At 55.5% G+C, this 23662-nt stretch carries 35 protein-coding genes; 16 read left to right on the forward strand and 19 right to left on the reverse strand.

The genetic code is table 11. The annotated features are described in order from the left end of the window. Positions 1-2 precede the first annotated feature (2 nt). From ABJF76_RS10300 to ABJF76_RS10335, 8 genes are all read right to left on the reverse strand, one after another. Positions 3-782, reverse strand: coding sequence for a type IV secretion system protein (locus ABJF76_RS10300; RefSeq protein ID WP_348499333.1), 780 nt, complete (start codon positions 780-782; stop codon positions 3-5). Next, complete coding sequence (locus ABJF76_RS10305; RefSeq protein ID WP_348499332.1) at positions 779-1927, reverse strand: lytic transglycosylase domain-containing protein; 1149 nt, start codon at positions 1925-1927, stop codon at positions 779-781. The genes ABJF76_RS10300 and ABJF76_RS10305 overlap by 4 nt, the downstream gene beginning before the upstream one ends. Beyond that, positions 1920-2078, reverse strand: coding sequence for a hypothetical protein (locus tag ABJF76_RS10310; RefSeq protein WP_348499331.1), 159 nt, complete (start codon positions 2076-2078; stop codon positions 1920-1922). The genes ABJF76_RS10305 and ABJF76_RS10310 overlap by 8 nt, the downstream gene beginning before the upstream one ends. After that, on the reverse strand, positions 2071-4437 hold the full coding sequence (locus ABJF76_RS10315; RefSeq protein WP_413822563.1) for a type IV secretion system protein B4: 2367 nt from the start codon (positions 4435-4437) through the stop codon (positions 2071-2073). Before ABJF76_RS10315 ends, ABJF76_RS10310 begins: the two co-directional genes overlap by 8 nt. Continuing rightward, positions 4427-4705 (reverse strand): type IV secretion system protein VirB3, encoded by a 279-nt coding sequence (locus ABJF76_RS10320; protein ID WP_035262782.1) that lies wholly within the window; start codon positions 4703-4705, stop codon positions 4427-4429. Before ABJF76_RS10320 ends, ABJF76_RS10315 begins: the two co-directional genes overlap by 11 nt. Positions 4706-4712: 7 nt before the next feature. Continuing rightward, on the reverse strand, positions 4713-5003 hold the full coding sequence (locus ABJF76_RS10325) for a TrbC/VirB2 family protein (RefSeq protein ID WP_025060020.1): 291 nt from the start codon (positions 5001-5003) through the stop codon (positions 4713-4715). Continuing rightward, the gene (locus tag ABJF76_RS10330) at positions 5003-5581 is read right to left on the reverse strand and encodes a lytic transglycosylase domain-containing protein (protein WP_348499329.1); all 579 of its coding nucleotides are present in this window, start codon (positions 5579-5581) and stop codon (positions 5003-5005) included. The genes ABJF76_RS10325 and ABJF76_RS10330 overlap by 1 nt, the downstream gene beginning before the upstream one ends. Before the next feature lie 64 nt (positions 5582-5645). Then, on the reverse strand, positions 5646-5972 hold the full coding sequence (locus ABJF76_RS10335; protein WP_051588446.1) for a hypothetical protein: 327 nt from the start codon (positions 5970-5972) through the stop codon (positions 5646-5648). A gap of 163 nt (positions 5973-6135) precedes the next feature. Here ABJF76_RS10335 and ABJF76_RS10340 point away from each other — a divergent pair, with 163 nt between their 5' ends. Beyond that, a complete protein-coding gene (locus tag ABJF76_RS10340; protein WP_413821061.1) occupies positions 6136-6423 on the forward strand; it encodes a hypothetical protein in 288 nt (95 codons plus the stop codon). A 110-nt stretch (positions 6424-6533) separates the two neighbouring features. Here ABJF76_RS10340 and ABJF76_RS10345 read toward each other — a convergent pair whose 3' ends face one another. Next, the gene (locus tag ABJF76_RS10345) at positions 6534-6923 is read right to left on the reverse strand and encodes a MerR family transcriptional regulator (RefSeq protein WP_282094152.1); all 390 of its coding nucleotides are present in this window, start codon (positions 6921-6923) and stop codon (positions 6534-6536) included. A 56-nt stretch (positions 6924-6979) separates the two neighbouring features. Between ABJF76_RS10345 and ABJF76_RS10350 the strand changes: the two genes are divergently transcribed. Genes ABJF76_RS10350 through ABJF76_RS10360 form a run of 3 tightly spaced genes read left to right on the forward strand, consistent with a single transcriptional unit; the run spans position 6980 to position 7766 of the window. Beyond that, positions 6980-7360, forward strand: coding sequence for a hypothetical protein (locus tag ABJF76_RS10350; protein WP_413822564.1), 381 nt, complete (start codon positions 6980-6982; stop codon positions 7358-7360). Beyond that, the gene (gene merF / locus ABJF76_RS10355) at positions 7357-7566 is read left to right on the forward strand and encodes a mercury resistance system transport protein MerF (RefSeq protein WP_081805598.1); all 210 of its coding nucleotides are present in this window, start codon (positions 7357-7359) and stop codon (positions 7564-7566) included. The genes ABJF76_RS10350 and merF overlap by 4 nt, the downstream gene beginning before the upstream one ends. Next, positions 7542-7766, forward strand: coding sequence for a GDCCVxC domain-containing (seleno)protein (locus ABJF76_RS10360; RefSeq protein ID WP_074942176.1), 225 nt, complete (start codon positions 7542-7544; stop codon positions 7764-7766). The genes merF and ABJF76_RS10360 overlap by 25 nt, the downstream gene beginning before the upstream one ends. On the opposite strand, the gene ABJF76_RS10365 is transcribed toward ABJF76_RS10360, so the two are convergent. Next, on the reverse strand, positions 7767-8183 hold the full coding sequence (locus ABJF76_RS10365) for a helix-turn-helix domain-containing protein (protein ID WP_348414736.1): 417 nt from the start codon (positions 8181-8183) through the stop codon (positions 7767-7769). 70 nt (positions 8184-8253) lie between these two features. Here ABJF76_RS10365 and ABJF76_RS10370 point away from each other — a divergent pair, with 70 nt between their 5' ends. From ABJF76_RS10370 to ABJF76_RS10380, 3 genes are read left to right on the forward strand one after another with little or no spacing between them, the layout of a single operon-like run. Continuing rightward, positions 8254-9024, forward strand: a complete 771-nt coding sequence (locus ABJF76_RS10370; RefSeq protein ID WP_035262765.1) for a transglutaminase-like domain-containing protein — start codon at positions 8254-8256, stop codon at positions 9022-9024. Further along, the gene (locus tag ABJF76_RS10375; RefSeq protein WP_058289269.1) at positions 9024-9659 is read left to right on the forward strand and encodes a cation transporter; all 636 of its coding nucleotides are present in this window, start codon (positions 9024-9026) and stop codon (positions 9657-9659) included. The genes ABJF76_RS10370 and ABJF76_RS10375 overlap by 1 nt, the downstream gene beginning before the upstream one ends. Continuing rightward, a complete protein-coding gene (locus ABJF76_RS10380; RefSeq protein ID WP_074942177.1) occupies positions 9656-10207 on the forward strand; it encodes a methyltransferase family protein in 552 nt (183 codons plus the stop codon). Before ABJF76_RS10375 ends, ABJF76_RS10380 begins: the two co-directional genes overlap by 4 nt. A gap of 141 nt (positions 10208-10348) precedes the next feature. On the opposite strand, the gene ABJF76_RS10385 is transcribed toward ABJF76_RS10380, so the two are convergent. Continuing rightward, on the reverse strand, positions 10349-10876 hold the full coding sequence (locus ABJF76_RS10385; protein ID WP_348499327.1) for a hypothetical protein: 528 nt from the start codon (positions 10874-10876) through the stop codon (positions 10349-10351). 75 nt (positions 10877-10951) lie between these two features. Between ABJF76_RS10385 and ABJF76_RS10390 the strand changes: the two genes are divergently transcribed. Next, on the forward strand, positions 10952-11542 hold the full coding sequence (locus tag ABJF76_RS10390; protein WP_164644535.1) for a Crp/Fnr family transcriptional regulator: 591 nt from the start codon (positions 10952-10954) through the stop codon (positions 11540-11542). Here ABJF76_RS10390 and ABJF76_RS10395 read toward each other — a convergent pair. The 7 genes from ABJF76_RS10395 to ABJF76_RS10425 form a co-directional block, all read right to left on the reverse strand. Continuing rightward, positions 11539-11970, reverse strand: coding sequence for a c-type cytochrome (locus ABJF76_RS10395; protein WP_282094145.1), 432 nt, complete (start codon positions 11968-11970; stop codon positions 11539-11541). The genes ABJF76_RS10390 and ABJF76_RS10395 overlap by 4 nt on opposite strands. Then, positions 11967-13286 (reverse strand): multicopper oxidase family protein, encoded by a 1320-nt coding sequence (locus tag ABJF76_RS10400; RefSeq protein ID WP_348499326.1) that lies wholly within the window; start codon positions 13284-13286, stop codon positions 11967-11969. The genes ABJF76_RS10395 and ABJF76_RS10400 overlap by 4 nt, the downstream gene beginning before the upstream one ends. An 8-nt stretch (positions 13287-13294) precedes the next feature. After that, complete coding sequence (locus ABJF76_RS10405) at positions 13295-14161, reverse strand: copper resistance D family protein (protein WP_348499325.1); 867 nt, start codon at positions 14159-14161, stop codon at positions 13295-13297. A gap of 2 nt (positions 14162-14163) precedes the next feature. Further along, a complete protein-coding gene (locus ABJF76_RS10410) occupies positions 14164-14505 on the reverse strand; it encodes a copper resistance protein CopC (RefSeq protein WP_215264021.1) in 342 nt (113 codons plus the stop codon). An 11-nt stretch (positions 14506-14516) separates the two neighbouring features. Then, positions 14517-14948, reverse strand: a complete 432-nt coding sequence (locus ABJF76_RS10415) for a cytochrome c (protein ID WP_348499324.1) — start codon at positions 14946-14948, stop codon at positions 14517-14519. A gap of 618 nt (positions 14949-15566) precedes the next feature. Beyond that, positions 15567-15767, reverse strand: coding sequence for a hypothetical protein (locus ABJF76_RS10420; protein ID WP_282094140.1), 201 nt, complete (start codon positions 15765-15767; stop codon positions 15567-15569). A 2-nt stretch (positions 15768-15769) separates the two neighbouring features. Then, positions 15770-15982, reverse strand: a complete 213-nt coding sequence (locus tag ABJF76_RS10425) for a helix-turn-helix domain-containing protein (RefSeq protein ID WP_035262737.1) — start codon at positions 15980-15982, stop codon at positions 15770-15772. Positions 15983-16181: 199 nt separating this feature from the next. On the opposite strand from ABJF76_RS10425, the gene ABJF76_RS10430 reads away from it, so the two are divergent. Beyond that, positions 16182-16781, forward strand: a complete 600-nt coding sequence (locus ABJF76_RS10430; RefSeq protein WP_282094139.1) for a hypothetical protein — start codon at positions 16182-16184, stop codon at positions 16779-16781. Between the two features lie 2 nt (positions 16782-16783). On the opposite strand, the gene ABJF76_RS10435 is transcribed toward ABJF76_RS10430, so the two are convergent. Further along, positions 16784-17098, reverse strand: coding sequence for an Arc family DNA-binding protein (locus ABJF76_RS10435; RefSeq protein ID WP_058289260.1), 315 nt, complete (start codon positions 17096-17098; stop codon positions 16784-16786). A gap of 102 nt (positions 17099-17200) precedes the next feature. Between ABJF76_RS10435 and ABJF76_RS10440 the strand changes: the two genes are divergently transcribed. The 7 genes from ABJF76_RS10440 (at position 17201) to ABJF76_RS10470 (ending at position 23650) form a co-directional block, all read left to right on the forward strand. Beyond that, positions 17201-17377 carry an Arc family DNA-binding protein gene (locus ABJF76_RS10440; RefSeq protein ID WP_413821586.1) on the forward strand — a complete coding sequence of 59 codons (177 nt, stop codon included), beginning with the start codon at positions 17201-17203 and terminating at the stop codon, positions 17375-17377. Between the two features lie 24 nt (positions 17378-17401). Further along, on the forward strand, positions 17402-17593 hold the full coding sequence (locus tag ABJF76_RS10445) for a hypothetical protein (RefSeq protein WP_024096637.1): 192 nt from the start codon (positions 17402-17404) through the stop codon (positions 17591-17593). Beyond that, positions 17590-18621, forward strand: coding sequence for a site-specific integrase (gene xerC, locus ABJF76_RS10450; RefSeq protein ID WP_413821063.1), 1032 nt, complete (start codon positions 17590-17592; stop codon positions 18619-18621). The genes ABJF76_RS10445 and xerC overlap by 4 nt, the downstream gene beginning before the upstream one ends. Positions 18622-18862: 241 nt before the next feature. After that, positions 18863-20125 carry a tyrosine-type recombinase/integrase gene (locus ABJF76_RS10455; protein WP_413821064.1) on the forward strand — a complete coding sequence of 421 codons (1263 nt, stop codon included), beginning with the start codon at positions 18863-18865 and terminating at the stop codon, positions 20123-20125. After that, positions 20126-20719: a hypothetical protein gene (locus ABJF76_RS10460; protein WP_413821065.1), complete on the forward strand. Its 594-nt coding sequence runs from the start codon at positions 20126-20128 to the stop codon at positions 20717-20719. Between the two features lie 52 nt (positions 20720-20771). Continuing rightward, positions 20772-20960 carry a helix-turn-helix transcriptional regulator gene (locus tag ABJF76_RS10465; protein ID WP_413821066.1) on the forward strand — a complete coding sequence of 63 codons (189 nt, stop codon included), beginning with the start codon at positions 20772-20774 and terminating at the stop codon, positions 20958-20960. A 260-nt stretch (positions 20961-21220) separates the two neighbouring features. Then, complete coding sequence (locus tag ABJF76_RS10470; protein ID WP_413821067.1) at positions 21221-23650, forward strand: hypothetical protein; 2430 nt, start codon at positions 21221-21223, stop codon at positions 23648-23650. Positions 23651-23662 lie beyond the last annotated feature (12 nt).

Consider the following 23662-nt stretch of genomic DNA (forward strand, 5'->3'; position numbering starts at 1 on the left):
GATCAGTCCGCGCGCAGGTCTGGCAGGGTGAAGTCCATGTAGCGGCGCTCTTCGGCCAGCGTGGCGGCATCGACCACGCCTGACTGGCCCGCGCCGACGGTTTGAATGGCCTCTAGTTCCCACATGCGCGTCATGGCAATGGCCAGCTCGGCTGTGACGCGGGTGTTGTGATCGACGGCTTCCTTGAGCGTTTCCATATCCGGGATCAGCGAGACCAGTTGCTCGACCCGTTCGAGGGATTGCGCGGCCTCTTCATAGCTGTTCTCCGCCGCCGCTGACATCATCGCCCCGGTGCCCGCCTGGCTGGCAATGCGTTCCGCACCAGGATTGCCGTTGTTGGCCATGTCGGACAGGCTGTCTTGGTCAAAGCCTGCGTCCTCCAGGGCTTGCGTCATGCGGCCTTCCATCTGAGGGGCTGCATTGCCGATGAGGCCGCTGAAGTCACCGCTTTGGATTTGCCGTATGGTGCCAAGAAGATCGCCGAATTCCTGATCGAGAAGCCCATCAAGATCACCGCCCATGGCCATCTCGATGATTTCCGTCGCCCCGGTCAGGGCCGCGTAGGTCTCGTTGAGTGTGTCTAACTGCTGTTGCACCAGGTCGAGTTGTTCGAGAAGTGTGTCGAGCTGATCGGTCTGGATCCCAAAATCCTCCAGCATCTGCTGCAGCTGGCGAATTTCCTGCGCGATATTGCGCGTGTCGACTGTCGGCACGCCTTGGGCAGATACGGGTGACGCAACCAACAGCGCGCAAGTGGCAACGGTAGAAAGAAAGCGGATCATCGGAGTGCCTCCAGATCAAATTGCATGAAGTCTTGTTCGCGCGCCTGTGCGGCCGCCATAGCCAGCTCGGCCGCGCTAAGCGGGCGGGTATGGGCGGCCTTGAGGCGCGTGCGGATGGCGATCAAGCGGGCGAGTTCCGCCCGCGCATAGGTGTTGAGCGACATGGCCGCGTGAATGTCATCTGTCTCGCCAATGCGGGATATGATGTCCTGCACCCGAAGCGCGGCTGCTTGCACGGAGACCAAGGAGTAATCGCCATAGACGCCTGCACCGAAAGAGGTCAGGCTCATGGTAGAATTGGCGAGCAAAACGGGATCGATGGTGCCAAGCGCATCGACGCCGCCAACGCGCGCAAGGTAGAGATTGTAGCGCTCAGGGATGACCTGAATGTAATGCTGGGTCTCTGCAAACGGTGGCACGCCGCCGTAACGTTGGACATTGCCGGGGCCCGCGTTGTAGGCGGCCAGCCCATGAATGATGTTGCCGTCAAACATGGCCAGCATCTGTGCTAGATAGCGCGCGCCGCCGTTAACCTGGATGTAGGGGTTTTCATAATAGGCGGGATAGATCCCGAGATCTTGTGCTGTGCCTGGCATGATCTGGGTAAGGCCAAACGCGCCCACGGGGGAGCGCGCACCGATGGTGAAACGGCTTTCTTGCCAGATCAGCGCCTGCAACAGGCAGCGCCATTGCTTAGGAGACAGGCCCGCTGCCCGCACGCCAGACATATGGTGTGTTTCTTGCGCGGCGCGAATGATCAGCTGTTCGATTGAGCCGGACGCATCGCCGAACATCTGGCCCGCGCCTGGGTTTGGGTCGACTGAACCATAGAGTGTTTCAGCCGCACTCTCAGGCGATAACCCAGCTTCCAAACTCGCGACCAGCGCGCCGGAATTTCCGCTGGCCAACGTCGTGGCATCGAGGATGTCTTCCAGCGCTTGAAGCTGCTCTTGCTCGAGCTCCTCAAGCTCTTCTTCATTGGTCAGCCGATCCTGCTGCAGCGCCAGATCCTGGTCGCCCTGCTGCAGCACGCGCTCGCGCTGCAAGAACATGCCTGCATCGAAGGTCGGCACGCCTTGGGCATAGGCCAATGGCGCGTTGAAACAGACCAAGCCCGCAAAGATATGCAGGCGGTGCTTACTCACTGAGACCGCCAATCGGGCCAAGCAGCTCGAAATTGCAGTTGCTGCGGCTGACCTCGGCAAACGAATTGAAGCATTCAGCTTCTGACGGCCGGTATTCCGCGCAGGCTGTCAGGGTCAAAAGGGTGAGGGTCAGGGCGAGCAATCTACGCATCAATCTGTCTCCAAAAGTTGGGGTTCTGGCGATAATCCTCGCCGACCAGCGCTTCACCTTTTTCCATTCCGCCAAGGATCGTGAGATAGGGGCCGAGCGCGCTCAGATCAGCATCGATCACAACCGAGCCTTGATCGTCACGCACCAACGCCAATCGGGAATTGCTGCCTGTGCCGAGCAGGACGCTGAGCTCTTTTTCAGTAAGGCCCAGCATGGTGTAATCGCTGGCCGAGGCACGGATGTTGGGAAGCAAGAGCTGCGTCGGCACGGCCTCGACAATCGTTTTGCCGGTGCGGGTCTTCTCAAGCTGGCTTGCGTATTGGGTCATCATCACGACGACGGCGTTCTGTTTGCGTGCCGTAACCAGCCAGTTGCTGAGCCGGTCTGCGAAATACGGGTTGTCGAGTGCCTTCCAGGCCTCATCAATGATGATCAGCGTCGGTTTTCGATCTTCGATCACGCGCTCCACCCGCCGAAACAGATAGGACAGCACGGCCATGCGCTCTTTCTCGCTTTCGCTGTCGAGAATGCCGGTTAGGTCAAAGCCCACTAAATCGCCCTCAAACGAAAAGCTGTCCTCGAGGCTTTGCCCGAAAATCCAGCCATAACGCCCATCAGCCGTCCATTCCTGGATCCGCTCGAACAGATCTCCTTCATCGGCCCCAGCCACAAAGAGGGAGGCTAAATCTTGCCAATTGCGAAGGGCGGCATCACTGGCTCCCGCGTTCTGGCGCACGACTTCTTGGATGCTGTTGATTTGAACCGGGCTCAGGGGCTTGTCGGTTCGATGCAGAAGCGTGGCTAGCCAATCGGAGAGCCAGGCTTGTCCGCGCCCATCGATTTCTGTGCGGAGCGGGTTCAGACCGGTTGCTTCGCCTGCCTTGATCGCGCTGTAGCGTCCGCCATTGGCCCGCACCGCCATTTCCATGCCCGCGCGATAGTCGAAGACGAACACGCGCGCGTCGCAACGCCGGGCTTGGGTCATGAGGAATGCTGACAACACCGACTTGCCGGAGCCAGGGCGACCGAGGATCAAGGTGTGCCCGCCTGTCGGCTCTTTGTCCGGCTGACCCGCCTCGTGGTAGTTGAACAGGAAGCCCGAGCGTTCAGGGGTCGGGAACAGGGAGATTGGTTTGCCCCAAGGCACTTGGTGGCCAGGTTTGCCCAGTTGACCGCGATGCAGCGCCGCGAGATCGGCAAAGTTTGTGTTGGTGATGGCGGCCTTGCGGCTGCGCATCTGTCCATTGCCCGGATGCTGCGCGAAATAATGGGTTCGCGCCGCAAAGCTCTCGTTCACCAGATTAACACCTTCACTGGCCGCGATGTTGCGCACCTCGGCTGCGATGGTCTCCAGCTTTTCCTCGCTCTTGGCGAAAACCGTCACCGTCATGTGATGATCGCCGAAGCTGAGGCGCTTGGATTCCAGATCGTCCAGCGCGTCTACCAGTTCTTCGGCGAGAGAAATTGCGCCGTCATCGCTGGCCTTCATCAGGCGCTGTTGGCGCTTGATCCGGCTGGCCATGATATTGCTGTTGATCGGCGTGAAAGAATGCGTGACCACCATGTCGACAGGCAGGTTCAGCTCATCAAACATGGTGCAGTTGGTTTTGGCCGGATAGGTCTTGATGGCAAAGCTGGTGCCAAACCGCTTGCCCGCCGTCCCGTCGTCCAGCGTAAAACCGCGCCCCTGAAACTTGACGCGGGTGTTGGCCACATCCTCAGCGATAATTCCAAAGCGGGATTTTGCGAAGAGCGACCGTTCCTGGCCAATATTGAGCGCCCCGAGGAAACCCAGCAGCTCGCCGCTTTTGGCCCCAAGAAGGCGCGGGTTCATTTCCGCAAAAGACGACAGCAGAAATCCGATGACTTCCTCGAGCTTGCGCAACGGCTTGGCTGTCTGGTCGTTCATTTGTGCGATCGAGTCTGAACGCTTCAGGCGCAGCCGTGCGCCGAGGGGAGGACGTTTCAACACCGTGAGCGTGAGTGTTTTATCTCGAAGGCCCGACCGCGTCATGGCCGCTTGCCAACGCGTATCCAGCGCTTGCGCAAACCCTTCCTCGCGAACCGGTGGCAAAGCGGTATCAATCGCCTTTGAAACCTTGTGGACGTAAAAACTGTACTCTGGCCCGATCTGCGCGATTATCGCCGCAAAGAGCGCTCGGATCTTTTCCAAATGCACGTCATCGCTGGTCATGCTGTTGACGCCATCAAGGCGGATGCACTGGAATAGTGCATTGCCGCGCGTGCGGATCGTCACGTCATTCACGAGGCTAACATAGGGCAGCATGCTGGCCATCGGGCGCTCTTTGCGCGCCCAGTCCGGCAGCATGGCAAGATCATCCGACGGGTCACGGAGCATAGCTGTCCCCCAAATGGATCTTGCGGTTTGGCGTCGGCGGCGTTTCCTGCAGCGCAGTGACCATCACTTCAAGAAAGGCCGGGTCCCAGTCAGCGGCTTTCCACAGCGCAGGATAGGCCAGAGCGGCGATGATGATCACCAGCCAGCTCTGAACCCAGAGAAACAGCAACACAAACCCGAAGAGCCAAACCATGGCATACATGATCGGCAAGCCGATGAGCTTTGGCGGCCGGATCAGGCCGAGGAAGAGGCGGGTTTGCGTTGCCATGCCGAATTTACGCGCCCCAGATCGCGGTCACGATGGTTGGTGCAGCAGCGATCCCCGCAATGGCAACCAGCACCCAGAGGGCTTGGCGGAAATCCAGAATGCCAAAGAGCCAGGAAAGGAACACACCGATCAGGGCCAAGGTGCCGATGACTATACCCAGAGGACCGGTGATCGTATCGACGATGCCCTGCAAAAGGTTCTGCACCGGCGAAAGGTCAATGCTCTGCGCAAAGGCCGGGTTGGCAATCATCAAACTGGCCAGAGCCAGTGACAGGATCGTGCGGAATTGAATGTGCATCAGGAGGCTCCAGTAAGTCGATCACGCACGGCCATGACGCGGCGCACGTGATTTTGGGTTTCTCGGTAGGGAGGGATGCCGCCATAGCGCGCGACCGCGTCAGGCCCCGCGTTGTAGGCGGCAAGCGCGAGTTCGGGCGTGCCGAATTGTGCAATCATCATCAGAAGGTAACGGGCGGAGCCATCCAGATTGGCCTGCCAGTCATGCGGATCCACACCAAGCTGCGCGGCCGTAGCTGGCATCAGCTGTCCGAGGCCGATAGCACCTGCGGAGCTGCGCGCATTTGGGCGATAGGCGCTTTCAATCTCAATATTGGCTTGGAAGAGCACCTGCCACTCCGTCACGGACAGGCCAGCGCGGCGTAGTGCGGGGTGTCCGCCATAGCGATGCGCGGTGCTTTCAAGGGCTGTGAGGATCTCGGGGCGGGGAACCGCGCGGGTGGGTGCAGGAGGCGGATCTTCAGGCTGAGGCGCTGCGAACACGATCAGCTCTGGTGGGTTTGCTCTAATCCCGTCGACGTAGCTCTGCGCGAAACCTGATTGCGGTGCTTTGGTCTCGAGCTGGCCATCGGCCCGCATGGAAAGCACGAAGCCTTCAGAATGGGCGGGTGCTGCAAGGAATGCCGCAAGGAGAGCAAGTGGCTTAGCCCGCGTCGTCCAAATTGTGAGAAGCGATCTTGCCTTCGAGCATCGGGATCGAGACGACCGAAACTCCAAGTCCTGCAAGGAAGCTGGATAAGCCATTGATAGTCTTGAATTCTCGGGCGGCCATATTGTTGCGCGCGGTAACGAGCAGGCGACGCGTCTCACCATCTGGCGAGACGCAATGCACGGTCCAAATCCCGGACCACTGAGCACCTGTACGTTTGGGCGTAACCCGGCACACAACATCCGCCGAATGACCCTCGGCAAGCAGCGTGCGCAGCCCGTCTTCACTGACAACATTGGGGGCGTCTTGCATCAAATTCATAGGATCGAGCCTTGCAGAATTATGCATTGGCCCGGCAGTCCCTCATGGACTACCCAACCGATACAATATTATAACTTTGCAATCAATAGGTGCAATTTGAGTTATTGCGCCTTTCATGCGTTGAAACGAATTTACTGCAACGGAGTGGCTGAGCCAAGATAATATGGCGCTTTTGAAACAAACATGGGCGATTATGATCGTTCTGAGCTGGAGTTCTGCGGTGATCGCGGGCAGTTGTCTGCCGCCTGCTCCGCCCTGGATGCCGACCAATGCCGATGACGTATGGGCCTATGCGGACCTGTTGAGGCGTGATGCGGAGACGTATTTTACCGAAGTTGAGCGGTACTTCCGTTGCCAGGACCTGGAGCGTCGTGAGATCTTCGAGCAAGCGCGCGTCGCCAGCGAAGACTACGCGCGCGCTTTAGAGCTTCTGGACGACGTGAGGAAATGACACCTGTCCTCACGTAGAGAAAGATGCCTTTCAACAAAGCGGCGGCGAAGGTCGCCAACGCGCTGACGAAGTGAAATTGCGCTGCGACTGAACCAACGTCGACTTTCCAACTAGCGGGCTTTTAAAGCATCCAACATCGGACAGTCGCTTTGTCCCTTTGCGCAATTCGCGACCAGCTCGACCAGAGCCTTCTCAAGTTTCCGAAGCTCCGCCAGTTTCGCCTGAACGTCCGAGAGATGCTTGCTTCCAAGTCGCTCGACCGTCTCACATGCATCGGACGGTGCATCGGCGAGATTGCGAAGCGCAACTGCGTCTTGGATGGAGAACCCAAGATTACGGCACCGTTTGATGAAGCGAAGCTCCGAAATCTCTGTGTCCGAATAAGCTCGTCGCCCAGAAGCAGTGCGGACTGCTTTTGATATTATCCCCTCACGCTCATAGTAGCGGATCGTCTCTATTGAAACGCCACTAAGGCGGGATGCCTCACCAATCGCAATCATGTGATCAAACTCCGCTTGCTTCTGTAGTTACTACAGGATGCATAAGATCAGCCATGATGTCGAATCCTGAAACTCTTCAAGATGAAACCAACGGGCCAAACCGACTGCTGATCGGCGGCGCTGGTCTGTTGGCTTTGCTAAGCGCATCCTGCTGCGTGTTGCCGATTGGCCTTTCAATCATAGGACTGGGTGGCACGTGGCTGGTTTTGCTTGGGCCATTTGTCGAGTATCGCACCGAGATATTGGTTGTCGTGGGACTTGTACTTGCTTGGGGATGGTTCCGCCTTTGGCGGCGTTGGGTATGCGCAAAACGCAGGCGCTCAACTGTCGTTATGCTTGGCTTCACGACGCTGGCTTTCGCTCTCGCTGCCAGTTCACCTCTCTGGGAAGAAGACGCGGCGAGGACGATGTTTGCCTTGTTTAGGCAGTATCGATGAGGGGCTGGTTGCTTCCACTGAGCCTGGGCGGTTCGGGATTGGCCGCGGTCTGCTGCCTGACGCCTTTTCTACCATGGCTGTTTTCGCTTCTTGGGATCAGCGGAGCACTCGGTTACGTCTATAGAGACGACGTGCTGCTGCCAATCCTTGCTGGATTTCTACTACTTACAGGATACGCGCTATGGCGACGCAAACGAGCGAAGTGAACTTTCAATCTACGATTACCTGCCCCGAATGCGGACACGCTACCGAAGAGACGATGCCGACGGATGCATGTCAGTGGTTCTATGAATGTAAGTCCTGCCACACTGTTCTAAAACCGCTAGAAGGGGACTGCTGCGTGTACTGCTCCTACGGCACGGTCAAATGTCCTCCAATCCAAGAGGGAGGCTCGTGCTGCGGGTGATCAGTGCTCGTTTTCGCAATGCTCATGGTCAGCAAGTGAAGCCAGAACGTAGCAGTCCTCGGACACACCATGTCCGTCGCATCCCTTGGCCATGCGAACCAACTCCCTTTCGAGCGCCTTCAGCTTTTTGACCTTCTCGCGAACATCCGCGAGTTGTGCCACCGCAATTTTCGTAGCGGCTTGGCATGACCGATCCGGGTGTTCCTGTAACTCGATCAGGGACAAGATTGCCTCAATCGAAAAGCCCAGATCGCGTGCATGGCGGATGAAACTGAGCCGTTCCAATCCCGCTTTGTCATAGCGTCTTTGGTTGCCGCTTGTGCGCTCGGCCTCCACCAACAGGCCCATCTCCTCATAGTAGCGGATGGTTGGAACCTTGACCTTGGTGCGTCTTGAAAGCTCGCCGATAGAAAACATGAAGAAACCTCTTGAACCTCTAGTCACTAGAGATTGTAAATAGGGTGGGACACAGACTCAAGAGGCTACGATGACCGATCAATTCCTGTCCCCAACATCCCTTCTGGATTTCGAGGCTGGCCCTATTCAGCGCCTTGTTGCTGATCGTGGCTGGATGAACCTTTCAAACGCCGACCGTATCGGTGCCGCCTATGACTTTGTCCGCAACGAAATCCTGTTCGGTTACAACTCCGATGATGCGCTGCCGGCGTCCAGGGTGCTGTCCGATGGCTATGGGCAGTGCAACACGAAGGGCACCTTGCTGATGGCGCTTCTGCGCGCCCTTGGAATGCCGTGCCGCTTTCATGGCTTTACCATCGACAAGCGGTTACAGCGCGGGGTCGTGCCAGAGCTGGTTTATCCGCTTGCGCCTGCCAACATCATCCATTCATGGGTCGAAATCTATCACGGCGGGGCGTGGCTGAACTTGGAGGGTTTCATCCTAGATGCACCCGTCCTGGCGGCCCTGCAAAATACCTTTCCAGAGCGTAAATCGCTCTGCGCCTATGGTGCGGGCACGGATTGCCTTCAGAACCCAAACGTCGAATGGCGCGGGGTCAGCACCTACATACAAAAGACCGGAATCAATCACGACTTCGGCACCTTCGATGACCCCGATGCCTTTTATGCAACCCACCGTCAGCTGACCGGCGTGAAGGGGCTTCTCTATCGTGTCATCATTCGCCATTGGATGAACCACCGCGTCAGGAGGATGCGCAAAGGCCACGTGCCGGATATTCCCGGCGGCGAAGCAGCCCTTGTTCCAGATCAATCAATCCCTGAAACGCAGGAGGCAACCTAATGCCTGGATGCTGTGGACACGATGCCAAATTCGAAGGCGTCTCGGACGACTATAAACGGCGGCTTTGGATCGTCATTGCCCTGAACGCAACGATGTTCGTGGTCGAGATGGCTGCGGGCCATCTGGCCAACTCGCAAGCCCTGCAAGCGGATGCCCTCGACTTCGCAGGCGACGCCCTGACCTACGGCATTTCGCTGGCGGTCATCGGGGCTTCAATCAGAGCGCGCACGAACGCCGCCTTGTTCAAGGGGGTCAGCCTTCTGTTGATGGGGTTGTGGGTCTTCGGCTCTACCGTCTACCGCGTCTTCTACGTTGGTGTCCCAACCGCCGAGATCATGGGTGCAGTGGGCTTTCTTGCCCTGCTCACCAATCTGGCGAGTGTTCTCTTGCTTGTCAGATACAAAGACGGCGACGCCAACGTTCGGTCAGTTTGGCTGTGCTCGCGCAACGACGCTATTGGAAATGTCGCGGTCATGTTTGCTGCGTTAGGCGTCTGGGGCACGGCAAGTGGCTGGCCGGACTTGATCGTCGCAACCGTCATGGCGGGACTGTTTCTGTCCTCGGCCTATCAGATCGTGCGCCAGGCTCTCGCGGAGCGCCGCCAGATGATCGAGCACGGGCATGTAGAAACATGATGCAGACAGCTATCATCTATCTCGGCTTCGGGGTTGCAGCAGCGACGCTCACAGCAATCCTATGGTCGATTGTTTTTCCCAAGCGCCGCATATGGCCGCCGAAACAGTATACCGCCCTTACGCCAGTGTTCGTCTGGGTGCCGACTTTCACGCTGTTCGGCATCCTCATCGTCTTGGGGATACTGGGTTGGGGCAACGCCGCCATTCAAGGTTGGCTGCGCTTCGGGGTCGGACTTCCACTAATAGTGATCGGCAATGTCATTGTCTGGCTGGAGGTCTCGCACTTCGGAGTGCCCCAGACGGGTGGTGCCAAGGGCACGCTGCGCACCGAAGGCATGTATCGGTATTCTCGAAATCCGCAATATGTGGCCGATATTGCTATCGTCGGCGGGTGGATGATCTTGTCAGCTGCGCCCTGGGTGTTCGCGGTTGGCGCTCCGGTAATTGCGATATTGGTGGTCACCCCATTTGCTGAAGAGCGTTGGCTAAAGGATCAGTACGGCACTGCGTTTGAGGATTATGCTAAACGGGTCAGACGGTTTTTCTGAAAGTTGAATGAGCGACAAAACCGACCTTCGCTATTTTACGTCAACCTGCCGTCCAAAGTTGCTCAATCTTATGGTGACAGTCTCGGGCAAAATACCCGTTGGCTGTGCAAGCTCCAATCACTGCGTCTTGGCTGGATCGCATCAGTGATGCGGATCTTCACCGGAAGCCATCTGTATGTGGTGCGCCTGATGGTGCGCCCCGATTGCCATAACGCCGAAGAACCCGAGGCCAAGGACGCGGGCAAGCTCCTGTTCGGTCTGGACCTCGATGCGCATGGTCGCTCCGTCCGTGGACGGTTCAGCAGTCACCGTCCATCCAGTTGCCAATTCCAACATCGGTGAATGTGCCGTCGCCATGCGCGCGACGGCATCGGCCACAATCCGCTCGCCGGTGACGCGAAACTCGACTATCCTGCCTTCGGTCTGAGTGTTCACGGTCGCTTGGGTCGTGACCAAATCCATATCCACCAGATGATCGCGCAGCGCCTGAATATTGACCTTGGTCCAGTCGGTACCGGGGTCGTCTGACAGGATTTGTACGATTTCCGAAATTGCGGCGAAGGCGGACTGCCCTGTTTCCAAAGGGCCGTCCGAGCCCTGATGGGCATGTTGGGCGGCGGCTGGAAGGGCTATGAGCGCAACGAGGGCGCAAAGTGTCGATCTGATCATGGGATGTCCGTTCTTGCATTTGGGGTTGGTGGCTTGCTACACCCCAGACGCAGATCCGAATATGATTGAAATCACATGTTACCCACCCCGTTCGGCGCATTGGATGAAAAATCTCTGTCTCAAATGCGTTATTCCATTGGAGACCACGTGTTCCGGCAGGGCGACACCACAAAGGGCATATTCTTTGTGGCGTCAGGTGGCATCTGCCTAACTCGCGTGACGGAATCTGGAAACTCCGTAACGATCTACAACGCTCAGACTGGCGACATGTTTGCCGAAGCATCCATTTATTCGGATCACTACCACTGCGATGCGATTTGTACTGCTCCATCCGAAGTTGTTCGGATTTCGAAGCAAGCCATCCAGAAGCAACTACGCGAAGACACCGCTTTTTCGGAAGGGATCACCAAGCGATTGGCGGTGCAGGTGCAGGATTACCGCCAGCTATTGACGCTGCACGCTTTGAAATCAGCGAACGACCGCGTATTGCTGGCGGTAGAATTGGGCAAGCTGACCGGTTCGGTCACACAATTCGCCAACCAGATCGGGTTGACCAAAGAAGCCTGCTATCGGGCCCTCAGAGATCTGTCTGATCGGGGATTGCTGACAAAAACCGGGCGCGGGCGCTATGCTCCCACGCCACGTAGCGAAGACCGCCTTCCTTAGTTGTGCGGTGGGTTGCGACCGGCTTGAATTTGCTGAACGCGGTCCGGCCAGGTTGATCTGATATAGGTCAGGATGTCCCAAATATCGTCATCGGTGAGAGCATCGCCAAAACCCGGCATACCGCTTGCGAAGCCGGTGACACCGCGCGCAGCCAATGCTTCCTCTCCACCAAGCCGAGTGTATTCGAAGAGAAGCTGGTTATCGTGGTGCCATGTGTGCCCGGTCTCATCATGGGGTGGTGCAGGCAGAACGCCGTTTTCGTCGGGCGTGCGCCAGTCGGGCTGCCCTTCGAGATTTGCGCCATGGCAGGACGCGCATTGTTCGACGTAGAGGACCCGCCCATTGGCCAAGTCCCGGTCATCCAGTTCGTGACCGGCGATTGCGCCAGTCGCGACGCTACAAGCAGCGATGATCAGAATGCGTTTCATGCGACTTCCACCCATGTTTTCATACCCGCCGCCTGATGCCCCAGCATGTGACAATGCAACAGCCATTTTCCGGGGTTGTCGAACACGCAGACGATGTCGCGGGTCTCCCCCGCGTCCACAAGTGTTGTGTCCCGGATAGCGCCCAGTCCGTCGTCAGCCCCGACCTCAAAGAAATGATGCCCGTGCAGATGGATGCCATGCGGGAAACGGGTGTCGTTCACCAGACGAATACGCGCTGTCTGCCCGCGTTCGAACAGATGAAACGGGGTATCCGTCAGACCGGACTGCCCGTTGAACGCCCAGATATCGCCACCCATCATACCTTGCATCATGCGACGGCTCATGGCCCCACCTTCCATGGTAAGCGTCAGGGAAACCGCATTGTCTAAGTCGGGCTGCGTAACCTCGTTTGGTGGCAACGCAGAAATCTCCGATGGTTGCCGCTCCGTGTTCGCGTCCTCAACGGGGATTTCACCCAGCAAGTAGGGGCCGTCCTGCGTGGGAAACATGAAGGCGATTTGGTCCGGGGAAGTGACATCCGCGATGATGTCCGCGCGTTGGGCCGGGGCGAGAATGAGACTGGATAACTCCTGTGGACTGACAAGGGGCATTCCGTCATTTGCAACGATCTTGCCGTCGACACCTTCAATCTCAACCGGGAAAATCCTGTCGGTCGCGACATTGATCAGACGAAGTCGCACACGATCACCACGACGGACGGGCGTGCTCGGTTCGACAAGAGCACGGGCATAGTTGCCGAGCCGCCCCTGATGCGCCTGATCGTGCATATTTTCGAAACCATCGGCCAGCGTGCCCGCTTCGGTCATGCGCCAATCATCTATCAACACGATCAAATCGTGATCCACGTCCGGTGGCGTCAACTCGTCCACGATCAACGGGCCATAGAGCCCCTTTGCAACCTGTTCCCAAGATCGGTTGTGCGAATGGTACCAGAAGGTGCCTGCATCCGGCGCACGGAAACGATAGGCGAACTCGGCATCCGCTTCGACGACGTCTTGCGTCAGGCCCGGAACGCCATCCATTGCATTGTCGATACGCAGCCCATGCCAATGCACCGTCGATCCCTCGCCGATCTGGTTCCGGAACCAGATGTCAAAGACTTCGCCCTGACGTGTCCGCAGCACTGGTCCGGGCGTGCTGCCGTTGAAACCCAACATTGGCGTAGCCGGTTCTCCGTCGGGCAGGATTTGCGCGCTGACCGGCTGCGCAATCAACTCCGCAGGGGTTGACGCAATCGAGATACGCGGAACCAGTGCCGCCACGCTTGTCGTGATCAAAAATTCTCGTCTGTTCATGGAAGGCCTCAGTTTGGAAGGGTCAGAACGCTGGTGAGTGTTGCGGTGGCCGCAAGCACGACCAGGATGACCGCTGTTTCAATTTTGATGGAGCGCGCCAGATGCTGCGCGGCTTTGCTGTCTCCGGCCTGCATGGCGGGAACAAAACGAAGTTTGTTTGCGGCTGCCAGAATCAGGATCGCGCCGACAAGCACCAGCTTGATCAGAAGGGTTTGCCCATACCCGGTCGACAAGAGTGCTCTCAGATCGCCCAGCAACAGCCAGGCCATCAACAGGCCTGCCAGGATCAGCACCGGGACAATCACTGCCGCCGCTTGCCCAAAGCGATGCCCCAGCAGGGCCGCGTCGTCCAAGTGTTCTGGCAGTCGTGACAGGTTCCGTAAGGGGCCAAGGATACCGATCCAGAACGCGATACCAAGAAGGTGCAATAGAAGGAGCAGACGAACGCCAGTTTGCTGCAAGTCAGGTACGTGCCCGATTTTTGCAAAGGACCATAAGGCAATGGTCCCGCCAGCAAGTGAAACCCACCTCCCTAAACGGGGAATGAACATTCCCGCGATTAGGATTGCCATACCCGCAATCCGATAAACCAAAACGTCGCCAACCGGTGTTTGCCACAACAGCCCGAGCATTTCGGGATCCGTCATGCCATCGGCTCCACCCGTCAGGGCGGCTCCGCGCAGCATGAAGCCGAACATCGCTGCGAATATGGAAAGTCCCGCCAACACCACAGCCTTCGCCTTGATCCGGCGGCATAGTGGTAGCACCAGATTTGGAAAGGTCGCTAGAATGATCACAAGCCCGGTCGACCCAACGACGCCAAAATACAGCGTCAGTTTGGCGAATATCGCGGCTATTCCCCAGATATCCGGCATGGTCATTCCACCGTGAACGAGAATTCGCCCTGCATGGCGTGCCCGTCTGAACCTAATCCCCGCCATTCGATGCGGTAGGTGCCTTTCCCCATGCCTTCGAGGGGCAGCGTGAACACACGGTCAAAGCTCGTTTGATCCCTGAGATCAAGCCGTACAGACGGATGATCCTGATGAAGCATATCCACCCGTGTAAGACGGATATCATTGGCAAAGTTGAAGCTGATCTCGGGCGGGACTTCCGTGATTGTCGCGCCATTCTCAGGCGTTGTGTGATCTACGGGTGAATGCGCAAACGCACTGGTCGCCAGAACGGTCATCAAAGCAAATGTGGCAAGTTTTTTCATTGGGGTATCCTTTAGTTAATTCCGTTGGCGCGCTGGATTTCGCGGATGTAGGAGATGACCATGGCAACGTCGCCACGGGTCAAGCCTTCAACCGGCGGCATGTCACCAAACCGCCAGTGATGGCTTCTGACACCCACCGCAACCGCGCGCTGAAAGGACTCGTCGGCGTGATGGCTGGGCTCATAGATAACATGGATCAATGGTGGTCCCGCGCCCTCAACACCAACAGCGTTGGTGCCGTGACAGGCGGTACAGGTATTCTCGAATATGCGTTGGCCTATCGCTGCGTTGCCGTCGATTTGCGGCATCTGGATCGCAACAATTGCGTTACCTTCAACAGGTTCCACTTGCGCGACTTCCTCTGCGGGGCCGGGTCGAAGAACGAGGTATGCAGCGACGGCTGCCACAGCGCACGCGCCGATCACGATGTTTTTTTTGTTCATGGAATGGTCCTAACCTTGTGAAACAGGGGCGGGCCGCAGTGTTCCTGCGACCTTTCTAAAACGCTGATCACTCACGCAAGCAGCGCTGAAATCCTGATTCAAAGGTTGGGTGGTCTGTCCGGGTTGTCCGGCTCTTCCAGAGTTGAGAGGTGGCCAACCTGCCAACCCAATACGGCCTCGGATTGGTCAAAAACTGCGTCGGAAGTTAGCAGTATTAGCGCGAGAGAATTGCACAGGAATGGATTGCATTCGTCATGCTCTATCCCATCTGATCCAAGCAGTGTGCTGCTCGTCAATTCCCCCAAAGCGTGGCCAGTGTGATTTTCGACCACAGGCATGACCTTGTGCTCGTCACAATGCCCACCAACGCAACCCATGGATAAAGCATGCGAAGCGCTGCTCAGCCCCGTCATAAAGACCAGAAGAACAACAAGCAGTATTGAGGTTATGTTTCGAAGGCACTTCACACAGCGAAGCTATCTCAGTTTCCGATCCATTACAACGCGAGCCCTCTGTCAGGTGGTATGAACTCCAACCGCCCTAAGAAAAAAGCCACTCACCCGATAGCAGACCTCCAGGCAACACGCCGCATTTGATAAAATGAGATTCTTCCGGCCGTTAGCTGCGGTTTGCGCCAATGTCCGTTTCAGCGGGATGATCTGAGCAGTTTGATGTTTCAGGATGACCATCATCGTAAAGCGCCGCCTGCGTCTCACCATTGTCCCAATGATACAGCAAGCCAATTTCTTCGCCTGTCTCAATACATGTAATGCGGCCGATGGCTTCGGCCGTTGTGCGAGCACTCTCAAATTCGGGCAAAACTAGCCCCTCTCGTTAAACAATTCCTTTGGATCGACGCCGAGAGCATCCGCGATCCGCTCCAGAACATCGATTGATGCCGAATTTTTGGCGAGCTCGATCTCGCTGATATAGCTGCGATCGACTTCCGCAGCTAAGGCTAATTGTTCTTGGCTCAATCCTCTGGAATTTCTTAGATTCCGTACATTTAGCCCTACTCGTTCCCGCAATTTCATGGCCTGTATTCGGCCAGATCACAAGAACTGCTCTACGGAATATATTCCACAAAACGCGCGCGAGCATCACAAATGATGTTCTCGTATATGGTGTGAAGGGGGCTGTTGGAGCTACACTTACAATAATACAGTAATGTAGCAAAAGGCATATATTGATATGTGGTGCAGATCTATCAGGAATTGGTTCTTTGGGGTCGCAATGTCTCTGCTTTCCAGTGTGGCTCCACAGGCGGCAAAAGCCTATCAGGTTGACTGCGCCATTCTGCTTTGCCTGGCTGGTGGGTGGCCCGCGTCAGCAGAATGCGCTCATGCCCGTGCTGTGTTCATCCGTCGGATCACGCCTTGGCCGATTGAGCCACCTCTGCAAATCTGGCGTTGTCCGATGGGTGTTGCGGAGCGCGCGCCTATGCAAAGCACGGCCCCGACAACTTGGGAGGCCAGCAACCAAATCGGCCAGACACTTGGTCACGTCATTCTGGCACAGGTGGTGGAAAGTGGCGCAGACATCGACATCAGCGGCCTAGAATTCGATTTCGTGCGCTCGATCCGCGTCTGGGATGTTCGGCACTACAGCCATCGCGAACGTGGTCGCGACGATGATTGTTCTGAGAGTTACAACATGCGCCTCGGGACCTACGGCACGCGGGGCGAATTCGGCTGGCAACGCACGACACCAGCGGCCGCCCCGCAATGGGTTTTGCCGTCGCGACGCTGTTCGTCATCGAATTGGCGACGAGGCGTCGGCGTTGAATGGGAGGATCACGAAGGCAACCACGGATATGAGTGGGTGGCCTATTAGGGCTATTCCCCGATATCCTTCATGCGTTCAGAGATATCGACCGCAATGCGCTCATACAAGGCTGCTTGCTTGTCTCTGGGAGAGCCGGGCTTCGGGCTTCTTCGGCGGATGCGCTTCGCGAGCCAGAAGAGCAGCCGCGCGGCGGGGTCTTCCAGTTTTTCCGGCACAGGGGCCGGATAATTTTCTTCGAGTAGGGCAACCACCTCAGCATTCATACTGCGGTGGTTGGCCTCAGCCGCGAGGCGTATCCTATCGCGCAGGCCGTCCGGCAGCCGCACGATAAATTTATCCTGATTCTGAGAGCTTTGTTCTGCCATAGTGGCACTGTGCCATAAAAAGCGATTGACGCAATAGTGGCTAAGTGCCACTAACGGGATAATGTTTCAACCAGGAGGCGTTTCATGAACAGTCGTAAACCAATGCAACTTCGGCTTCCGCAAGAGCTCAAGGAGTGGATCAAGGCGGAGTCCGATCGCAATGGCAACTCCCAGAATTCTGAGGTGATCCGCGCAATTCGCGCGGCAAAGGACAGACGTTCTGCACCCGGTGCATTTGGGAAAATCACTATAGATCAGGGTGATAATGCGCGTTGTTAACGAGGTGAGAGAGGTGTCGATAAGATGACGAAAGCAAGTGCACAGACGAAAGCGAAACAAGCGGCCTCGGCTTTTATCCGCGAGGCGCGGGAGGCAGGTTGGCAACGCGCGAAGTTCGAGATCAAGCCAGATGGCAGTGTCATCGTCGATGCCAACATGGTCGCGCCAGAGGCAGCTGACGACTTTCTCAACAGTGACCTGAGAATGGGCGAATGACCCGCAAGAGCCTTCCAAAATACGTCTACAATGACAGAGGATACATTCGGTTCATCCGGCGTTCGCGCGGCATCTCTGTTATGATGCACGAGGAAGCGGGTACTCTGGAATTTTGGGATCATTACAATCGCCTGCTTAAAGGAAAGCCAGCGCCTGCGCCGGTGAAACGTAACTTTGAGGCCTTAATCCTGAGCTACTACGAGAGCGACGCCTACAAAAAGCTGAAGCCCCGGACGAGATCCGACTATCGGCGGTACATCAGCCACATTCGTGAAATCTGGGCGGAGAAAGACCCGGCCAGGATCGAGACCCATCATATCTACGAATTGCACCGCGCCAATGCGGATCACTGGCGGCAAGCCAATTATCTCGTCCAGGTCATGGTCGTCTTGATGAACCACGCACGATTGATTGGCTTTATTAAGAAGGAGCACGGCAATCCGGCGAAAGGCATTCCGCTCTTCAAGCAGCAGAGCGATGGCTGGGAGCCTTGGCCGGACGATGTCCGCGCAGAGTTCGAAGCGCTGGCTTCTGAGCGTGCGCGACTGGTCTACGAGCTTTGCGTTGGCACAGGCCAGCGAATTGGCGACGTCGTAAAGATGAAGTGGGCACACTTTTCCGACGAAGGATTCGATTTCACTCAGGGTAAAACCGACAAGCCGCTGTGGATCCCGCTCACTGATCGTCTCAAGGCTCACCTGGACGGGCTCGAGCGAACGGACGGCACGGTCGTGACTGACGCTAAGGGCAGGTCGGTCAGCTATCGCATCATCGCCGAGGAAATGCGCTCCATCAAAAAGAAGATGAAGCACGAGAAGGCGAGCTACTACAAAACGCACGGGCTCAGGAAAAATGCGACGATTGAGCTGTATCTGGCTGGGTGTGATGACGAGATGGTCAAAGCCGTCACCGGCCATTCAGGCGTTGAGATGCTCAAAAAGTACGGTGGGCCGATCCGGCAAAGAGAGCTCGCGAAGCGCGCTCAAGAGGCAAGAAATCAAATGGAACGAAGCAAGACCGAAACGTGAAAGTTTCAACGGTTGTTTCAAAAATGGCAGTGAAGGAGAGAAAGGATGACGCAAGTCATTGATTTTATTGGAGGCGAGTACCAACTTCATGGTAATGTCTGATCTTGCCTCATGTGGGCTGATAAGTGTCTGAATAAATTTGATATAGTCAAATACTTCTCCATTTTTATGTCTCATCCAGTTGCAGCATGTCGCATTAAATTGTAGTCACTATGGTGGGTAGAATGGTGGGTTTTGATTTATGCCAAGGCGAGCGAAGGAGCTGTCCGCGATTGAGGTGAAGAGGCTTGCGTCGGGTGTTCACCCCGTAGGAGGGGTCCCCGGACTCTACCTGCAGGTTACCGAAGGCGGGGGGCGTTCTTGGCTGCTTCGGACACCAATTGGTGGCAAGCGTCGCGAGATTGGATTGGGTTCGTACCCCGAAGTGTCTTTGAAAGAAGCCCGGCTGTCCGCTTCGGAGAACAAAGCAAAGATTAGACAGGGCATTAATCCGATTGAAGAACGCAAGCAGTTGCGAAAATTCCTCTTAGATCAAGAAAAACAAAGCATCTTATTTCGCGATGCTTTCGAACAGTATGTCCCTATCAAGCAAAGTGAGTTGGCAGAAGGGAGTTACCGGAAGAACTGGAGAAATAGCGTTGATGAGTATGCAATGGCGGTGCTTGGGGCGAAATCAACGTCTGAAATCGCTACAGATCACATCGTTGAAGTGCTGCTACCAATTTGGTCCGAAAAGCGAGCTACCGCGGACAAACTGCGAAGAAAGCTCCGTTCGACGTTGGATTTCTGTGCTGCGAAGGGATATCGGGAAGGCGACAATCCGGCGGAATGGACGGGGAAGTTATCAAAACTGCTGCCAAAAACTGCGGATGGGTCGGATGAACAACACTTCCCGGCAGTGCAATTGCAGGATGTCCAGCGCTGTTGGCAAGCAATTCAAAGTCGATCTGGAGTCTCAAAGTTGGCACTCAGCTTTCAGTTTTTGACCGCAACTAGGACAGGTGCTGTTCGTTTCATGACTTGGGATGAGGTGGACTTCGATAACATGGTTTGGACCGTACAGCCGCTACGGCAATCATCTAAGGTAACCAGAAAGATGGGGCCTAGGCGGGTACCATTAACAGAGGCGATGAAAGACATCCTCGACAGATCTCCGAGGCACGCCGGTTCAAAATATGTGTTTGTCGCGCCTCGTGGCGGTGCTCTGTCTGATGCGTCTATCGCTGAGGTCTTGAAGAAAACTCACGATGCTGATTTGCGAAATGGCAATCGTGGCTTCTTTGACGCTCAAACTGGAGAAGTTGCAGTTCCGCACGGTTTTCGTTCTAGCATGAAAGACTGGGCTTCAGAGCGCACATCTTATGAATGGAACTTATCTGAGGCAGCCCTTTGGCACTATCTTGGATCTAAAGTCGAACAGGCTTATGCGAGATCAGATGTCATTGAGAAGCGCAGGAAAATGATGGCGGATTGGAATAATTTTGTTCGTGGAGTTGAGGTTTAAATGCAATTTCGAGATGCGATAGAACAGGCAAAGAAAATGCTGGAAGGCATTTCAGAAATTCCTACTCAAGCAGAAATAATGGCAAAGTTGGCTCTCGAGGCTATTAGAAGAGGGCAACAAGAAGAAATAACCATGTTGGTGGAGCTTTCGGCAACGCAAGGCTTATCTTGGGAGGCGACCCGCCTTGTCGCGTTAGAACTCATCTACAAGCAAGAAGAACTCCCAACCCCTCTGCGTTTATGGTTGATGGACTTTCTCTCCGAAAAGCCAGGCGAAGAAAAAAGGCCTAAAAGACCAAGTCGCTGGTCGCGTGGGTGGCCAGGCGACAACATAGAACGAGATCATTTGATACATAGTGTCGTCCAATCTCTGGTTGACCAAGGTATGACCCCGGCGACCCGCAACGACACGTCAGCAGAAATTAGCGCCTGCGATGCAGTGTCCAAGGCGCTAGTCGCCATAGGCTACCGAAAGCTAACTTCTTATAAAGAAATCAAGAGGATATATTTGGATCGCAAGGCCGAAATTCGCGATGGTAGGAACCTTTTGTCGCCCGTGGCGGTTATGTCCCAAGTAATAACCGGCATTCAATAGTTTTCGAAATGTAAGAGCACTCTGGCATCTGTAACAAACAAAGGATGCCCAGATGTTCATTAGCGATAAAGAGCTTGCAGCTCGTCTTTCCGTGTCACGATCAACCGTTTGGCGGTGGATTCATGAGCACGAAGACTTCCCCTGCCCATATGCGCTTTCGCCAGGCTGTAAGCGATGGAAAGTAGCCGAGATCGATGTTTGGATCGATGGCCGTTCCTCTACGCGTAAGTGCGGAAAATGAGCGGTAGGTACTCGGTTTCCCGAGCCAGTGATCTATGTGTCTACACGGGTTTTTTGTCCGGTGTTGACGGCGACTTCGTCATTGCATCGGGTGCGATGCATTGCGGGTTTGATCTTGAAACCGCTACGGCAGCCAACCAGAACCACGCTTTGGAAGCGCGGTCGGACGATGACGCTCAGCGACGCTTCACACGCAGTCCACTATGGCCTGAATGCGACCCTAGTCGCGTTTCGCTCCCAGAAGGAGTCGAAATTTCACATTTGAAACAGTATCTTAAGGAAGGTGCCAGTTGTCCGCTTATGGGGGCATGGTTCAGGTTTGACACCTTCGGTCACGAATTGGTGTTATCGCTGGATACTGAGTATCAGAACGACGGCCCGCAAAATGACATTGTCAGCTACCAGGCTTTAGCAATCTCTGCAGAGGGTCGCGCCATCGAGCTAATCTGGGTCTGCGAACCCGGCGTGAGAATGTCGCTAGCAGAAATCTGCGAAATTGTCAGGAAGCTACTTGGTATCAAGCCAAGGCGGCTTGAAATGCCGAAAGGCAAAATTCCTTCACCAATCCTATTGCTCTGGCATTTCGGTGCTGCGGAGTGGGCTGCACTGCGCGACCGCGAAAAGTTGGGCGATGTGCTTCAAATTATTCGAAAAGTTCCTGTTTCTCTCGGAACTGTGCCCATGGAATTCAAGCTCAACAATCGGATGGTGAAATGCGGAATCAAAGTAGCCGACACGACGCTGCTAGCTCCAGCCGGAAAAGGCAGTTTGGCGGCCCTTGGCGAGGTTGTGGGAGTGCCCAAGATTGTTTTGCCAGATGGGGTTATCGCGCGGATGCGTGGCTATCTGGGTGAGGACGAAACCAATTTTGCTGCATATGGCATCAACGACTGTCGCATAACTTATGCATATTACTCGCGCATGCAGGAACTCGCCAACGATGTCCTTGGACTCCCAAATATGCCGCTGACGCTGGGCGGTTTCGGCGTGTCAGGCTATAAGATTCATGCTGGAAATAAGGCTCTTCTGGAGTTCTTAGGGCTGATCAAGGTCAAAGGTTATCGCAAGACCTCCATTGAAAAATCACCCGAACGCGAGATCGTTGATGGGTTCTTTGCTCCTGCATTTTGCGGTGGTCTAAATGTTGCTATCGAAGGAGAATTTAAAGACACATTGGTCTTGGATCTCGATTTCCGGAGTTGCTACCCTAGCGCTGCTGCCACTCTTCCAATTCTCGATTGGGATGTCAGCGAGCACAGCAAAGAGATTGGTCCTTTGCTCGACGCTTCATCGGACATGCAGTCTGTCCATTCAGCGTCCTCAATCGCTCTGGCTTATGTTACGTTCAGATTTCCACAGGAATGTCGTTGGCCCACGATCCCAATTCGGGCGGGGGCTCGAGGACTGATTTACCCATCTTTCGGTAAGTCTTTCGCGACAACGTTTGAATTGACCGAAGCCTACAGGAAGGGTGCGGAGCTCGACATTCATCGTCTCTTTCATTTGCAACCTATCTGTGACGAAGGTGGCTCTCCACGGCTGATGTTCGCCTCTTATCTTTCACAGTTGATTTCAAAACGTGGCGAGCATCCCAAAGGATCATTGGAAAACCTAATGTTCAAGGAGATGGCCAATTCCTTCTATGGAAAGCTTGCGCAAGGCGTCAGGCAAAGGAATGTTCGCAGCTTCGATGATGTTTCCGCCTTACCAGAGTCTCCTATTACTTCGCCAGCTCACGCGGGTGCTGTGACCGGAATCGTTCGGGCAGCCCTGATCGGCTTAATCGACGCGATCGAAGAGTGTGGTGGTCGTGTCCTCGCTGCGACAACGGATGGTGCAATGGCCTCATTCCCTCATCTATCAGACTTACCGCGGCCTGTGAAACTAAGTGATGTTCCGGGATTAATGGATCGTGCGCTTGAAAAGCCCGGTATTCGTGCGTTGCAAGCTGGACTGACCAATATGGGGATTTCCGAAGCTCCGATCGAAATCAAGCACTGCGGGGACAGGGCAATAGTATGGAAGACTCGTGGCTACATCATCTACGACGGCGACGACGTCCAACATGTTGCTCGAGCTGGTCATCGGGCGACAGCAAGTGAACTCATTGGTTTTGACGAAGACGATGACGGCACCGCCACTTGGAACCTGAAGAGGCTTTCTTCCGTCCAGTCCGTTTGGGATGGAAAGTACGAGGACCTTGTAAGCGTTTTTGAAAATCGGCGGGTGAACCTCGACTTTGATTATAAGCGTATTCCAACGCCTTCTGGTGAGTTTCGACCTCCCGCAGACATGGCAGAGTTCGAGGAGTGGCGTGACAAGATGGAGAACATCCGCAAAAGGGGTGAAAGAGCTACGATCCCCAAAGTTCGTGCCGCCGTCGCTGGAATTAAGCTCCAGGGCGGGGAAGTGGCATCGATGAGAAGGCATCTATTGAGAGCGGTGGTAAGAAATTTAGGCAACCTTTACCCCGTTGATGAGGATGGAAACCCTTTAACGCAGAGGGCACTTGCCAGATTAATGGACGTAACCGTATCGGATATCAAAAATGCCAAACGGCGCCCGTTCACCAAGCTTCCGCGTACTGAATTATCGGAGTCTATCTTGTTTGAACTTGTAGAAACATTGCACTCTGACGACGGCAAACTGGACTGGAAGGTCATCGAGAGGGAAGTATTTGGTCCCTGTTAGTAAAAGTCCTTG

The organism is Tateyamaria sp. (assembly GCF_039940735.1).
GTDB lineage: Bacteria > Pseudomonadota > Alphaproteobacteria > Rhodobacterales > Rhodobacteraceae > Tateyamaria.